Here is a 14,486-nt window from a genome sequence, read left to right on the forward strand (position 1 = left end):
TGTTATTTTATTTCAAATGTCCTAGTTATTTTCTGGAGATGCTTTAGTTTGACAATACTTAACTATTAAATCTAATGTAGCTAATATTGAATCCATGTGAGTTCTTTCATAACCATGGGATGCAAATATACCTGCTCCAATTAAACCTGCTTTAATGTCCCAACCTGCTCTAAGTGCAGCAGAGGCATCGGAACCGTAATTAGGATAAATATCTATTCTATGTTCTATATTATGTTTTTTACATAGATTTGTAAGAGCGATTCGTAGATCTAAATCATATGGACCGGAAGAATCTTTAGCACAAATACACACTGCATATTCTGTAGAGTTTTGATCTAGTCCTGGACAACCCATGTCTACTGATATAAATTCTTTTGTTTTTTCAGGTAATGCTGCAGAAGCACCGTGTCCAACTTCTTCATAATTGCTTATAAAGAAATTAACGGTGTGAGGTAGTGTTATATTATTTTCTGTTAGATAAGATATAGTTGAAAGAAGTATTGCTACACTTGCTTTATCATCTAAATGACGTGATTTTACAAATCCGCTTTCGGTAATGATTGTTCTAGAATCAAAACATATAAAGTCACCAACATTTATTCCGAGTTTTTCTACATCTTCTTTTGAGAAGACTTTTTCATCTATTACTACTTCCATATTTTCTGGTATTCTTTTTAATTCTCTAGCATCAGAACCGCTAATGTGGACAGAGGGTTTGATTGTTTGAATAGTTCCGGTATATATTTTACCATCTACTGTTTCAATTGTGCAATTTTCACCTTCTATAGAATTCATCATGTATCCACCTAGAGGTGTAAGAGCTAATGTACCATTTGATTTTATTTCTTTAACCATTGCACCTAGTGTATCTACGTGTGCAGAAAAAGTTCTTTGATATTCATTGTTTTCACCTTTTATTGTGGCTATAACTGCGCCTTTTGTGGTGACAGTATAGGAAACGTTTAATTTATCAAGTTCATCCTTAATGTAGTTCATTATAGTGTTAGTGTAACCTGAAGGACTTGGGATCGTTAGTATGTCATATAGATATTTTTTTAATTTATCAGTATTGTAGTTCATAATATCACTCCTTAATTAAAAGAATAAAAGTCTTTTATATTTACTATATTGTAACATGTACGAAAAATATAAACAATTTTATTGGCTATATTTTTCAACATAATTTACGTAAAATATTATAGGATTATTAGTTCAATTGTAGTATAATGTACTTGTGCATCAGAAGGGAGATTATATATGAAGAAGATAGCAGTTATTCTTATTTTATTAGCGGGAATTATTACTAGCTCAGCTTACTGTAGCTATGTATATTTTACTGTTAAAGATTGGAATGACCTTATTTATAAGGGCGTTAAAATTGAAGATACCGATTTATCAGGTATGACCAAAGAAGAAGCAATGAATATTATAAAGAGGAATTATTCAGACAAAGTACTTAAGAAAAAAATAATTATAAAGTATAGAGAAAATGAATACCATATAGATTATGAACAATTAAATGCTAAGTATAATATACAGGATACTGTAGAGGAAGCTTACGCTTATGCAAAGGATAAAGGTATGTTTCAAAAATATAAATTGATTAATAATCCAAAAGAGAAGATATTTAAATTAAGATTTCAATACAATGATAGGTTTATAGATGAAATTGTTGAAAACATGAAGAAAGATATAAACAGGGAACCTATTGATGCTAAAATAACTATGGTAAAAAGAGGGGTGTTCAATGTAACACCAGAAGTTGTTGGTAAAACTTTAGAAGAAGAAAAGCTTAAGAATCAAATATTAAGTAAAATAAATGGTAAGTTTGATGAAAACGAAATAATTACAATTGAAGCACCTGTAAGGGATATTGTTCCCAAATATACTAAAGATGTTTTGAGTAAGATAGATAGCAAAATTTCTTCTTATGAGACAAGTTTTAGAACTTCAGGAGTGGCTAGAAGTAATAACATTATAATTGCAACTAAAAGTATTAATGGTACATTGCTTTTACCGGGCGAAGAATTTAGTTTTAATGGTGTTGTAGGTAAAAGAACAGCTGATAAGGGATATCAGGCAGCACATGTTATAATAAGGGATAAGCTTGTAAATGGACTGGGTGGAGGAATTTGTCAAGTATCTAGTACTCTTTATAATGCGCTTTTGTTAGCGCATATAGACCCAACGGAAAGGAAACATCATACAATTGCGTCTTCATATGTTCCAATTGGACGAGATGCTACTGTAGATTGGGGAAATATAGATTTTAAATTTGTTAACACGCTAGAATATCCGATTTATATAGAGGGATTTATATATAATAAACGCTTGCATTTTAATATATATTCAAATAGCACGCTTAAGAGATGGTCTTATAAGGTATTTAATGATGTTTATGAAATTCTTGAACCTAAAAATAAAATTATAGAAGATCCAAAAATGTATGAGGACGAACAGAAAATTGAGAAACATTCATATAGAGGATTTAAAGTTAAGGTATACAGGAATGTTTACAAAGATGGTGTATTTGTAAAAAAAGAGCTTATAAGTCAAGATTATATACCTCCAATAAACGGTATAATAAGAAAAGGAACTAAAAAGAGACCTATAAATAAAAATGAAGTACCAAAAGATGAAATGCCGAAAGAGGAAGGTAACGACGTTACTAATGGTGCTGCTTGACATATTTAAATTTAAGCATTACCCTATATGTGTAATGTATATAAAATATTAAAAAATGTGCGGATATGGCGGAATAGGCAGACGCGGTAGATTCAGGTTCTATTAGTCTTTTGGCTGTGCAGGTTCAAGTCCTGTTATCCGCACCAGTTATGCCTAATTGATTTTGAAAAATTGCTTATGCAAGACATATAAGGCATATAAAAATAAATAACAAGTTAAATATACTAGTGTATTACGTTATTATTTATGGAATGTGTAAAACTAAAGCTTCTAGACAAAACTGTCTAGGGGCTTTAGTTTTGCTATGCTATTCTTAAAATATTTGATGTAATCAGTTTTGAAGCTATATAATTTGTTAAATCAACAATTCTGTTAGAATATCCCCATTCATTATCGTACCAAGCTACTATTTTTATCATATTGTTACCGATAATCATTGTTGAAAGTCCATCTATGATTGAAGACCTATCGTCACCTCTATAATCTATGGACACTAAAGGCTCTGTAGAAAAACCTAATATGCCTTTTAAATAATTTTCTGAAGCAAATTTGAAAGCATTATTTATTTCTTCCGCTGTAGCGTTTTTCTTTATTTCACATACCAAATCTGTTATTGAAACGGTAGGTGTTGGTACTCTAAGTGCAAAACCATTTAATTTTCCTTCAAGTTCTGGAAGTACTTTAGCAACTGCTTTAGCTGCACCAGTTGTAGTTGGAATAATAGATTCGGCAGCAGCTCTAGCTCTTCTTAAATCTGTATGAGTTTTATCAAGTATTCTTTGATCATTTGTGTAGGAATGTACTGTAGTCATTAGCCCTTTTACGATTCCAAATTGTTCATTAATCACTTTAACCACTGGGGCAAGACAATTTGTTGTACATGATGCATTTGAGATTATGTTATGGTTTATGACATTAAACTTATCCTCATTAACTCCCATAACTATTGTAATATCTTCATTTTTTCCTGGTGAACACAAAATAACTTTTTTTGCTCCAGCAGAAATGTGCTCTGATAGTTGTTCTTTAGATTTGAATTTACCTGTAGATTCTATTACTATATCAACTCCTAATTTATTCCATGGAATATTTTTAGGTTTATCTTCATGTGTTATTTTTATTTCGTGTCCTTCTATTATAATAGCGTCATTTGAAGTTGTAACTTGTTTATTAAATCTTCCAAAACAAGAATCGTACTTAAATAGATGAGCCATTGTATTTACGTCAGCTCTAGCATTTATGGCTACTATTTCTAAATTATCGCAAAGTTTTTGTTGAGCTATTCTTAAAACAGCTCTTCCTATTCTTCCGAATCCGTTTATACCAATTTTTATAGTCATGAAATTCCTCCTCTTAAATAGTTATCATAGTATATTAAAAATGAGCAAATACGATATACTATTTATATAAATAGTACACAATATTTATAATTCTTTGCACTATAAAAGTCAATTATCATAATAGCATAAAATTGCGTAATATATAGAAAATCCTACTAAATTCTTTGTTTATTTCAAATAATCTAATGATTTTAAGTGTGAAACATATAATAAAAAGAGTATCATAATATATGATATAAGAGTATCATAGAGGGATGGCTAGTTTTACACGTAACTACTTCTATAATTAGGAGATTGGAGCTTTTGCTTCGAGTAGATCAGAGTCTCTACTTGAAGTGACGGTATGTTGCTTTAGTAAAACTAGTTCGTTTTTTAGCGGTTCGATATTTTGTTTTGGTGAAATGAGCTTGGTTTTATAATATTACATGACATAATTAAAGGAAAAAAATATTATATATAGAATAAATTAATTAAACAGATTCACAAAGTAGTTGGTTGATAATATGTAGAGAAGGATTTTTAGATGTTCAATATGTGGAGGGGATACGCATGAAAGAAAGCAATTTTACTTTTAAGGATAAAATGGGGCAAAATATATTTGTATACAAGTGGGAAGGAAATGAAGGAACTCCAAAGGCTGCAATTCAAATTGCACATGGTGCATCTGAACATGCTAAAAGGTATTTTGAATTTGCAAAAACTTTAACGGAAGAGGGGTTTGTTGTTTATGCTAATGATCACAGAGGACATGGTAAGACAGCTTTAAATGATGAAGAATTGGGTTTTTTTGCAGAAAAGAATGGGTGGAAAATTGTTGTTGATGATATGCATGAATTAACTGATATAATAAAAAAAGAAAATGGAGACATACCAATATTTTTGTTAGGTCATAGTATGGGATCTTTTTTGGCTAGAAGCTATATAATTGAGTATGGTAAGGGTATTGATGGTGTTATATTATCGGGTACTGGATATAATACTTCTTTTGAAATTAAATTAGGATTGTTAATATCCAATAGAGAAATAAATAAAAAAGGTTTAAAAACAAAGAGCATGAAACTTCAAAAATTGACATTTGGTTCTTTAAATAATAAATTTAAATCACCTAGAACAGATTATGATTGGTTGAATAGAGATGAAAAAGAAGTTGATAAATATATTGAAGATAAATTATGTGGAGGCGCATTTACAACATCCAGTTATAGAGACTTATTTAACGGAATTAGTGAAATTTGTAATTTAAAAAATATTAGTAAGGTGCCTAAGACACTACCAATCTATTTATTTTCAGGCGATAAAGATCCTGTGGGAAAAAATGGTAAAGGTGTTTTGAAAGTATATAATTTATTCAAGAAGGCAGGTATAAGAGATATAGAGATGAAACTTTACAAAGATGGAAGGCATGAAATGCTAAATGAATTAAACAAGCATGAAGTATATGAAGATATAATAAATTGGATTAACAGACATTTAAAATAGATTACCATGCCGACTGGTATTTTTTTTAGATACCTTATACAATTGCGAAAAATTTGGTATAATATGATTGAAAATTGATAAACATATTTAAATAAAATACATTATAAGGAAAAAGGTGAGTGTGTGAGATACAAATTAATATGTATGGATATGGATGGAACTTTACTTAATGATGATAAAAATATTAGTGAAATAAACAAAGCTGTTATTAAGAAAGCGTATAATATGGGGGTTAAAATTGTTGTTAGTACTGGTAGGATATTCACTTCAGCTGAGCATTTTGCAAGTTTATTAGATGTTAAAACACCTGTGATTTCTTCAAATGGTGCTTTCATAAGGGAAAAAGATAGAGATAAAGTGGTATTTAAAAATGTATTAGGATATGATAAATGCATTGATGTTTTAAAGGTCTTAAAAAAATACGATATATATCCCCATTACTATACTGCAGATACAATTTTCACAGAAAAAATCATCTATTCTTCACATTTTTATACATTAGCTAATAAAGTATTACCAGAAGGTAAAAAAGTAAATATAGTGATTGTGAAGGATTGGGAAGATATATTTAATAAATACAAATATGAAATATTAAAATGTGTTGGTACTGATGATGATTTATCTAAAGTTACAGCAGCAAAAAAAGAACTTATCGATATGGGGTGTTTTGAAGTCGTTAGCTCTTACTATAATAACTTTGAGGTTATGTGCAAGGGTGTTTCTAAAGGTAAAGCTGTACAGACTTTAGGTGAATACTATAACATAAATAGAGAAGAGATTATTTGCATTGGAGATAGTGAAAACGATTTATCTATGATAAAATATGCAGGTTTGGGTGTTGCTATGGGAAATGCAGATGAATTTATAAAAAGGCAAGCTGATTATATAACAGATTCTAACAATAACAATGGAGTAGCTAAGGTTATAGAAAAATTTGTGCTTGGTAATGGCAACGATTAAATTATTTTAGGAGGAGTAGTGCTTGGTAAGAGTGATTATTAAATTATTTGAGGAGGAATATTAAAAAACATGGGAGAAAATATAAATTTTAATATTGTATTATTTGAACCAGAAATTCCACAAAACACAGGTAATATAGGTAGAACTTGTGTCTTGACTAATTGTAAATTACATCTTATAAAACCTTTGGGCTTTAGTTTAGATGAAAAACAAGTTAGGAGAGCGGGATTGGATTATTGGAAAGATGTTGATGTTGAAATTCACGAGTCGTTTGAAGAGTTGAGAAAAAAATATAAAGATGGTGTTTTTTATTTTTGTACTACAAAGGGGAAGAAGTATCATACAGATGTGAAATATAATAGGGGCGATTTTTTAGTATTTGGGAAAGAATCAGCAGGATTACCTGATGAAGTTAGGAATAGTGATCCGGATAGATGTATTAGAGTGCCTATGATAAATACAACAGATAGGTCTTTGAATTTATCAAATACTGTTGCTATAATTGCATATGAGGCATTGAGACAAGTTGAATTTCCAAATATGAAGTAGTATAAGCAATTCTGAAAAAAGTCTTAAATTTTTGAAAAAAAAGACGAATTATATCAAATTATAATAGAAAGTATTGAAAAAACTAATAGAAAAGTAACAATAAAGCCTAGAAATTATATATTAATTATATTATAATTAATATATGGTATCAAAGCTTTAAGAAAGTAAGGTTGTTTTTGAAATTTAGTGAAAATTTAATATATATGTATGGATGAAGTTTTCGAGAGATGATTTTAAGGAATAATATATGTGTTTTTAGGCAAAATACTATTGAGACTGTACAGTGCTGTATGATTGCTTGGTATGGAATTCCTTAAAATAGCCGAAGGAACAAGTATTTAGTCTAGCCGGCTAAATATGAATTTTTCAGGCAAAAGTATCGATTACGGACATAGCTCTGGAAAGCGGTAAGCACCGAAGGAGTAATACTCTCAGGTATCAAGACAGAGATAAAGGCTATTATGCTTTTATTTCTGTCTTTTTTGAGTTCTGTAATAAATAATTAATAGATTCGAGGAGAATAATGATGATAGAACCGTTGATTATTGTTACCAATAATCCTTTGTCAAAAAAGAAGTTTAGTAAATATTATGATGTAACTTTCGTTGATGGAGATGTAGAGAGTGTATACAAAGTTGTTAGAGATAAAATACATTTAGGATACAGATTGCTAACGCATCCGTTAATGAGTAGTGTTAAGCCAAATGAAACACCGTATAGAACTGTTTGTGTAACAAAAAAGAAGTATGAGCAAGTAGATTTTAAATCTTTACAATTGATAGAAAATAGCATTATGGAGTTGAAAAAATTTTTAAGTATTGCACCCGTACCTGAATATACGAATGAAGTCTTGTATGACTTTCAAGTTATAGATTATGATTTAATATTCCATGCATTAAACTAAAGGAGGAATTGATATGTCACAGATATATGATACTATAATTATTGGTGGTGGACCAGCAGGACTTGCAGCAGCGTTATATGGCGGAAGAGCAAGGATGAAGACTTTATTAATCGAGAGGGCTAAGTTCGGAGGACAAGCAGCAACAACTGAAGAACTTGAGAATTATCCTGGTTCTATTGAAGATACTACTAAACCTTTAATAGCAAGAATGAAAGAGCAAGCTGAAAGATTTGGAACAGAAATAATAAAAGATGAAATTGTTGATTTAGAATTAGAAGGTGAAATTAAAAAATTAAAAGGAAGAGACGCTGTTTATGAAGCAAAGACAGTAATTGTTGCAACAGGTGCTAATCCAAGATTAGCAGGGTTTAAGAATGAAGTTGAGTTAAGAGGAAAAGGTATATCTTATTGTGCAACATGTGATGCAGATTTCTTTACTGAATTGGATGTAGCTGTTGTTGGTGGAGGAGATTCAGCATTAGATGAAGCATTGTACTTAACTAAGTTTGCTGAAACTGTAACAATTATTCATAGAAGAGATGAATTCAGAGCTAATAAATCTGTTCAAGAAAAGGTATTTGCGAACAAAAAGATAAACATAATATGGGATAGCGTTGTTGAAGAAGCTATAGATGATGATGGCATTTTAGGTGGATTAAAGCTTAAGAACAGAAAAACTGGTGAAATAAGCGATTTAGATGTACAAGGATGTTTTGTGTTTGTTGGATTTGTTCCAAATTCAGAATTGTTTAAGGATAAACTTACAATGACTGAAAGAGGAGAAATAATAACGGATGCAGATATGAAAACTAATATTCCAGGTGTATTTGCAGCTGGAGACGTTAGACAGAAAAGTTTAAGACAAGTTATTACAGCAACTGCAGATGGTGCAATAGCAGCTACACAAGCAGAACATTATGTTCAAAATCTTTAATTTTATATTTAATTTTGAATTGTATAGGTTAATATTACACAAAATTAATGTGTATCAAATATAAAGGAGGTAGTTAATATGTTAGAATTAAACAAAGAAAATTGGGAAGCAGAAGTTCAAAATTACTCAGAAAAACCTGTATTTGTTGACTTTTGGGGTGACAAATGTGAAATTTGTAAGCAATTAATGCCAGGAGTTCATGGCTTAGAGGAAAAATATTCTGATAAGATTAAATTTGCAAGTTTAAATATCTCAGGTGCTAGAAGATTAGCTATTAAACAAAAAGTTTTAGGACTTCCAACAATGAAAATATACAATAATGGAGAAGTTGTAGCAACAATTACTCCTGATAAGATTTCTACATTAGATGATGTTGAAAACTTTATCAAAGAGTATTATGAGACTCTTTAATTGAGAAAACTAGTTTTGTTGAAGCAATTTGTTGAAACAAAAGTTTTAATTTACTACTTATAAAGGTGGAAGTGTAGAACCGAGAAGATTAGTAATATTTGTGAATTATTTACCATTTTAGAGTTATAACTAAAGTTATTATTTGAGTGAGGAAAATAAAATATTTCTTCACTCAGATTACATAAATAAATGATGACGTATTTATTTAATATTATCTGGGAGGTGAATCTCATGCGTCTAGAATTAGGTAAAATATTCATCAAAGATATTCAATTTGGTGAAGAAACAAAGATTGACAATGGTATTCTTTATGTAAACAAAGAAGAACTATTAAAAGAAGTAGGCGATGATGACAGACTTGCTAGTATTGATTTTGATATAGCAAGACCTGGCGAAGAAGTAAGAATAATTCCTGTTAAGGATGTTATTGAGCCAAGAGTAAAAGTTGAAGGAAAAGGGGGAATTTTCCCTGGGTTCATCAATAAAGTTGACACTGTTGGTTCAGGAAGAACTCATGTTTTAAAAGGTGCTGCAGTAGTAACTACTGGTAAAATAGTAGGATTCCAAGAAGGTATAATTGATATGGCTGGAATTGGAGCAAAATATACTCCATTTTCTAAAACAAACAATTTAGTTGTAATTGCAGAACCAAAAGAAGGTATTAATCAACATCAGCATGAGGAAGCTGTTAGAATGTTAGGTTTCAAAACAGCAGCTTACTTAGGAAAAGCTGGTAAAAATATTGAGCCAGATGAAATCAAAACTTATGAAACATTACCACTTTTAGAGCAAATCAAACAATATCCTGAACTTCCTAAAGTTGTGTATGTTTACATGCTTCAGAGCCAAGGATTATTGCATGATACTTATGTTTATGGTGTTGATGCAAAGAAAATTGTTCCAACACTAATTTATCCAACAGAAGTATTTGATGGTGCTGTAGTTAGTGGTAACTGTGTATCTGCTTGTGATAAAAACCCAACTTATGTACATTTAAATCATCCGATAATAGAAGAGCTTTATGAAAGACATGGAAAAGACTTTAACTTTGTTGGAGTTATATTAACTAACGAAAATGTTTATTTAGCAGATAAAGAAAGATCATCAAACTGGGTAGCTAAACTAGTAGAATACTTAGGTGTAGATGCAGCTATAGTTTCTGAAGAAGGATTTGGTAATCCAGATGCTGACCTTGTTATGAATTGTAATAAGATAACTGATAAAGGAGTTAAAACAGTACTTCTTACAGATGAATATGCAGGTCAAGATGGAAGTTCTCAAAGTTTGGCAGACTCTACTCCAAAAGGAGATGCTGTTGTAACAAATGGTAATGCAAATGAAGTTGTTACATTACCTCCAATGAAGAGAGTCATTGGTCATCCAGATGCAGCAAATACAATTGCTGGTGGACATGATGGAAGCTTATTGGATGATGGTTCTATAAATGCAGAAATACAGGTAATAACGGGTGCGACTAGTGAAGTTGGATTCAATTACTTATCTGCAAAAGGATACTAATTGGGATTCACAAACTAAAAATTTTATGATTATTAAAACGAGAAAGGAAGATGTAATAATGTTAAAAGATAAAAAAGTTATTGCTATCGGCGATAGAGACGGTATACCTGGCCCAGCTATTGAGGCTTGTATTAAATCAGCAGGAGCAGAAGTAGTATTTGCTTCAACAGAATGCTTTGTCTGAACTGCTGCAGGAGCTATGGATCTGGAGATCCAACAAAGAGTTAAAGATTTAACTGAAAAATATGGAGCTGAAAATGTTATAGTTGTAATTGGTGGTGCAGAAGCAGAAGCATCAGGATTATCTGCAGAGACTGTATGTGCAGGAGATCCAACTTTTGCAGGTCCTTTAGCAGGAGTTGCATTAGGATTACCAGCATTCCATATGTTAGAACCAGAAATCAAAGACGCTTGTGATCCAGCTGTTTATGATGAGCAATGTGGAATGATGGAAATGGTTTTAGATGTTGATGAAATCATTAATGAAGTTAAATCAGTAAGAGATGAATATGCAAAATACAGTCTATAATATCACTGTAAATTGATAAATATTTGACAAGACAGAAAATAAAATTAATACTCCATTGAAGGGGGGAAATTCAATTGATTAAAGTAGTTCACTATATAAACCAATTTTATGCTGGAATTGGTGGAGAAGAAAAAGCAGATTTTAAACCAGAAGTAAGAGAAGGATTTGTTGGTCCTGGTATGGGATTAAACGGATTGCTAAAGAAAGAAGATATGGAAATTGTTGCTACAGTTATTTGTGGTGACTCATATTTCGCAGAGAATACAGATGAAGCATTGGCTACTATAATTGAAATGATTAAAAAATACAGCCCTGATATCGTAATTGCTGGTCCAGCATTTAATGCAGGAAGATATGGTGTTGCGTGTGGAGCTGTATGTAAAGAGGTTAGTGAAAAACTTAGTATTCCTGTAATGACAGCTATGTATCCTGAAAATCCAGGTGCAGATATGTATAAAAAATATGTATATGTTGTTGAAACTAGAAACAGTGCAGTTGGTATGAGAACAGCTTTACCTGCTATGGCAAAATTAGCTGCTAAAATAGCAAAGGGTGAAGAAATTGGAACTCCAGCTGAAGAAGGATATATACCAAGAGGCATTAGAAAGAATTTCTTTGCTGAAGAAAGAGGAGCAAAGAGAGCTGTTGATATGCTTGTTAAAAAATTAAGAGGAGAGGAATTTGTTACAGAATTCCCAATGCCTGATTTTGACAGAGTAGAACCATGTCCACCAATTGTGGATATAACAAAAGCTAAAATAGCAATTGTTACTTCTGGTGGTATTGTTCCAAAAGGAAACCCAGATCATATAGAATCATCAAGTGCTTCAAAAATAGGTAAATATGATATAGAAGGCATAATGGATTTAACTTCTGAAACTCATGAGACAGCTCATGGTGGTCATGATCCAGTATATGCCAATGAAGACCCAGATAGAGTTATACCTGTTGATGTTCTTAGAGATTTAGAAAAGGAAGGCAAGATAGGTTCACTTCACAGATATTATTATTCAACAGTAGGTAATGGTACTGCTGTTGCGTCATCAAAAAAATATGGTGCATATGCTGCATCAGAATTAAAGGCTGATGGGGTAGATGCTGTTATATTAACTTCTACATGAGGAACTTGTACTCGTTGCGGAGCAACGTTAGTTAAAGAAATTGAAAGAGCAGGTATTCCTGTAGTTCATATGTGTACAATTACTCCAGTTTCATTAACTGTTGGAGCAAATAGAATTGTACCTACAATTGCAATTCCTCATCCACTTGGTAATCCATCATTAAGCAAGGAAGATGAATATGTTTTAAGAAGAAAGCTAGTTGAAAAAGCTCTTAAAGCACTTCAAACTCCAGTTGATGGTCAGACAATTTTTGAAGATTAATTAAAATTATGAATGTTAATATTGAGGGACAATTTGTTCCTCAATATTTTCAAAATGTACAGTACACAATGTGCACAAAATAAAATCTCCAATCACCAGTCGCCAATCGCTAAATCAGATTGTTATCTTGATGGATATTGGAGATTAGTCCCTGTTCCCTACAGCCTAATTTACAGCACGTTTGTTTGAGGGGTTGTACATATTGTGTACTGTATAAAATATTAATAATAAATGAATGAGGAGGTAAACTATATGAGTTTTCCAGTAATTAAAAAAACAGCTTATGTATTAGTAAATACTCCAGATATGGTAATACATAATGGAACAACACAAATGGTTGAAAGAGCTACAAATCCAGATTCAGAATATTTGAAAGAAATTAGAAGCAATTTAAAAAGCTATGAAGATGTTGTAGGATATGCGCCAAATCAAACTTATATTGGTAATATGACACCAGATGAATTAGAAAATACACCAAAACCTTGGTACAATAAAAATGTTGAAGGTGCTAAAAGATTTGGTAAATTTGGTGAAATAATGCCTCAAGACGAATTTTATGGTTTAATGCAAATAAGCGATGTTTTTGATTTAGTTTTACTTGAAAAATCATTTGCAGCTAGTGTAAAAGCTAAATTAATGGAGCATAAATTGTTCAAGGATAAAGCTGAGTCAATTAAAGAGGGCGAAGAGATAGACAAAATTAAAGATCTAGTAGAAAATAATGGTGCTGAAGGATTATATCAAGGAGATAAGTTAATTGGATGTGTAAGAAGAGCACATGAAGTAGATGAGAACTTATCAGCTGAATATATGCTTGAAAATTTAGCTGTTAAAGCATCAGGAGCATTAGCTTTAGCACATTTGTTAGATGGAGTAGATGTTCCTATTGATGAGATTGAATACATAATCGAGTGTTCAGAAGAAGCAGTTGGTGATATGAATCAAAGAGGTGGCGGAAATATTGCTAAATCTATCGGTGAAATAGTTGGATTAAAAGGTGCAACAGGAATCGATATGAGAGGATTTTGTGCAGGACCTTCTCATTCATTAGTTAATGCTGCTTCATTAGTTAAATCAGGTGTATTCAAAAATGTTGTGGTTGTCGGCGGAGGATGTACTGCAAAATTAGGAATGAATGGAAAATCACATTTAGCTAAGAATATGCCAATTATGGAAGATTGCTTAGGCGGATTTGCATTACTTATTTCACAGAACGATGGAGTTAATCCAGTAATAAGAACTGATATCGTTGGAAGACATACTATTGGTCATGGTGCATCACCACAAGCAGTACTTCAAGCGTTAGTTTTAGATCCACTTACAAGTGCAGATTTAAAGATTACAGATATAAATAAATTTTCTCCAGAAATGCAAACTTCAGAAATTACTGAGCCTGCAGGAGCTGGTGATGTTCCAACTCAAAACTTTAAAATGATTGGTGCTCTTGCTGTTAAAAGCAAACAATTAGAAAGAAAAGAATTACCATCATTTGTAAAAGAACATGGTTGGCCAGGATTTGCACCAACTCAGGGGCATATTCCATCTGGAGTTCCAATATGTGGTCATGGTAGGGATGCAATATTGGAAGGTAAATTAGAAAACTTTATGATAATAGGTAAAGGAAGTTTATTCTTAGGAAGAATGACTAATTTATTTGATGGTATATCTGTTATAGTTGAAAAGAATACAGGAGTAGTTGAAGAAGGCGGTATTAATAAAGAAGAAGTTAAATCTATGGTTGCAGATGCAATGAAAGATTTTGCTAAGTTCTTAATGCAAGAATAATTCTTACAGA

At 31.4% G+C, this 14,486-nt stretch carries 13 protein-coding genes, 1 tRNA gene and 1 riboswitch; of the genes, 12 read left to right on the plus strand and 2 right to left on the minus strand.

Translation table 11 applies throughout. The annotated features are described in order from the left end of the window. Positions 1-21 precede the first annotated feature (21 nt). The gene (locus tag CLTEP_RS06700) at positions 22-1,080 is read right to left on the minus strand and encodes a M42 family metallopeptidase (RefSeq protein ID WP_066824440.1); all 1,059 of its coding nucleotides are present in this window, start codon (positions 1,078-1,080) and stop codon (positions 22-24) included. Positions 1,081-1,257: 177 nt separating this feature from the next. On the opposite strand from CLTEP_RS06700, the gene CLTEP_RS06705 reads away from it, so the two are divergent. Together CLTEP_RS06705 and CLTEP_RS06710 are read left to right on the plus strand one after the other, a co-directional pair. Next, positions 1,258-2,685, plus strand: coding sequence for a VanW family protein (locus CLTEP_RS06705; protein ID WP_066824454.1), 1,428 nt, complete (start codon positions 1,258-1,260; stop codon positions 2,683-2,685). Positions 2,686-2,744: 59 nt separating this feature from the next. Then, positions 2,745-2,831, plus strand: a tRNA-Leu gene (locus CLTEP_RS06710). Between the two features lie 156 nt (positions 2,832-2,987). Here the strand turns inward: CLTEP_RS06710 and gap are convergent. Further along, positions 2,988-4,025, minus strand: coding sequence for a type I glyceraldehyde-3-phosphate dehydrogenase (gene gap / locus CLTEP_RS06715; RefSeq protein ID WP_066824455.1), 1,038 nt, complete (start codon positions 4,023-4,025; stop codon positions 2,988-2,990). A gap of 549 nt (positions 4,026-4,574) precedes the next feature. Between gap and CLTEP_RS06720 the strand changes: the two genes are divergently transcribed. The 10 genes from CLTEP_RS06720 to grdC all read left to right on the plus strand — a co-directional run bounded on the left by CLTEP_RS06720 (position 4,575) and on the right by grdC (position 14,476). Further along, complete coding sequence (locus CLTEP_RS06720; RefSeq protein ID WP_066824456.1) at positions 4,575-5,504, plus strand: alpha/beta hydrolase; 930 nt, start codon at positions 4,575-4,577, stop codon at positions 5,502-5,504. A gap of 123 nt (positions 5,505-5,627) precedes the next feature. Then, the gene (locus CLTEP_RS06725) at positions 5,628-6,464 is read left to right on the plus strand and encodes a Cof-type HAD-IIB family hydrolase (RefSeq protein ID WP_066824458.1); all 837 of its coding nucleotides are present in this window, start codon (positions 5,628-5,630) and stop codon (positions 6,462-6,464) included. Positions 6,465-6,545: 81 nt separating this feature from the next. Further along, complete coding sequence (gene trmL / locus CLTEP_RS06730; RefSeq protein ID WP_066824596.1) at positions 6,546-7,013, plus strand: tRNA (uridine(34)/cytosine(34)/5-carboxymethylaminomethyluridine(34)-2'-O)-methyltransferase TrmL; 468 nt, start codon at positions 6,546-6,548, stop codon at positions 7,011-7,013. Between the two features lie 387 nt (positions 7,014-7,400). Continuing rightward, positions 7,401-7,470: riboswitch (glycine riboswitch) on the plus strand. Between the two features lie 69 nt (positions 7,471-7,539). After that, on the plus strand, positions 7,540-7,917 hold the full coding sequence (locus CLTEP_RS06735; RefSeq protein ID WP_066824463.1) for a GrdX family protein: 378 nt from the start codon (positions 7,540-7,542) through the stop codon (positions 7,915-7,917). A 13-nt stretch (positions 7,918-7,930) separates the two neighbouring features. Beyond that, positions 7,931-8,851 carry a thioredoxin-disulfide reductase gene (gene trxB / locus CLTEP_RS06740; protein WP_066824465.1) on the plus strand — a complete coding sequence of 307 codons (921 nt, stop codon included), beginning with the start codon at positions 7,931-7,933 and terminating at the stop codon, positions 8,849-8,851. Between the two features lie 78 nt (positions 8,852-8,929). Then, positions 8,930-9,262: a thioredoxin family protein gene (locus CLTEP_RS06745; RefSeq protein ID WP_066824467.1), complete on the plus strand. Its 333-nt coding sequence runs from the start codon at positions 8,930-8,932 to the stop codon at positions 9,260-9,262. A gap of 231 nt (positions 9,263-9,493) precedes the next feature. Continuing rightward, positions 9,494-10,780: a glycine/sarcosine/betaine reductase component B subunit gene (locus CLTEP_RS06750; protein WP_066824468.1), complete on the plus strand. Its 1,287-nt coding sequence runs from the start codon at positions 9,494-9,496 to the stop codon at positions 10,778-10,780. Between the two features lie 58 nt (positions 10,781-10,838). Next, complete coding sequence (gene grdA / locus CLTEP_RS06760; RefSeq protein WP_084364726.1) at positions 10,839-11,309, plus strand: glycine/sarcosine/betaine reductase complex selenoprotein A; 471 nt, start codon at positions 10,839-10,841, stop codon at positions 11,307-11,309. Positions 11,310-11,383: 74 nt separating this feature from the next. Further along, complete coding sequence (grdB, locus tag CLTEP_RS06765) at positions 11,384-12,691, plus strand: glycine reductase complex selenoprotein B (RefSeq protein ID WP_084364722.1); 1,308 nt, start codon at positions 11,384-11,386, stop codon at positions 12,689-12,691. A 252-nt stretch (positions 12,692-12,943) separates the two neighbouring features. After that, positions 12,944-14,476 (plus strand): glycine/sarcosine/betaine reductase complex component C subunit beta, encoded by a 1,533-nt coding sequence (gene grdC / locus CLTEP_RS06775; protein WP_066824486.1) that lies wholly within the window; start codon positions 12,944-12,946, stop codon positions 14,474-14,476. The last annotated feature ends 10 nt before the right edge of the window (positions 14,477-14,486 follow it).

It is taken from the genome of Clostridium tepidiprofundi DSM 19306, assembly GCF_001594005.1.
Lineage (GTDB): Bacteria > Bacillota > Clostridia > Clostridiales > Clostridiaceae > Clostridium_AC > Clostridium_AC tepidiprofundi.

What these genes read in the sequence shown, in the direction of transcription:
- trxB (WP_066824465.1), top strand. Translation starts at nt 7,931, where the DNA reads ATGTCACAGATATATGATACTATAATTATTGGTGGTGGACCAGCAGGA.
- CLTEP_RS06705 (WP_066824454.1), top strand. Translation starts at nt 1,258, where the DNA reads ATGAAGAAGATAGCAGTTATTCTTATTTTATTAGCGGGAATTATTACT.
- CLTEP_RS06700 (WP_066824440.1), bottom strand. Translation starts at nt 1,080, where the DNA reads ATGAACTACAATACTGATAAATTAAAAAAATATCTATATGACATACTA.
- CLTEP_RS06735 (WP_066824463.1), top strand. Translation starts at nt 7,540, where the DNA reads ATGATAGAACCGTTGATTATTGTTACCAATAATCCTTTGTCAAAAAAG.
- grdC (WP_066824486.1), top strand. Translation starts at nt 12,944, where the DNA reads ATGAGTTTTCCAGTAATTAAAAAAACAGCTTATGTATTAGTAAATACT.
- gap (WP_066824455.1), bottom strand. Translation starts at nt 4,025, where the DNA reads ATGACTATAAAAATTGGTATAAACGGATTCGGAAGAATAGGAAGAGCT.
- CLTEP_RS06745 (WP_066824467.1), top strand. Translation starts at nt 8,930, where the DNA reads ATGTTAGAATTAAACAAAGAAAATTGGGAAGCAGAAGTTCAAAATTAC.
- CLTEP_RS06720 (WP_066824456.1), top strand. Translation starts at nt 4,575, where the DNA reads ATGAAAGAAAGCAATTTTACTTTTAAGGATAAAATGGGGCAAAATATA.
- CLTEP_RS06750 (WP_066824468.1), top strand. Translation starts at nt 9,494, where the DNA reads ATGCGTCTAGAATTAGGTAAAATATTCATCAAAGATATTCAATTTGGT.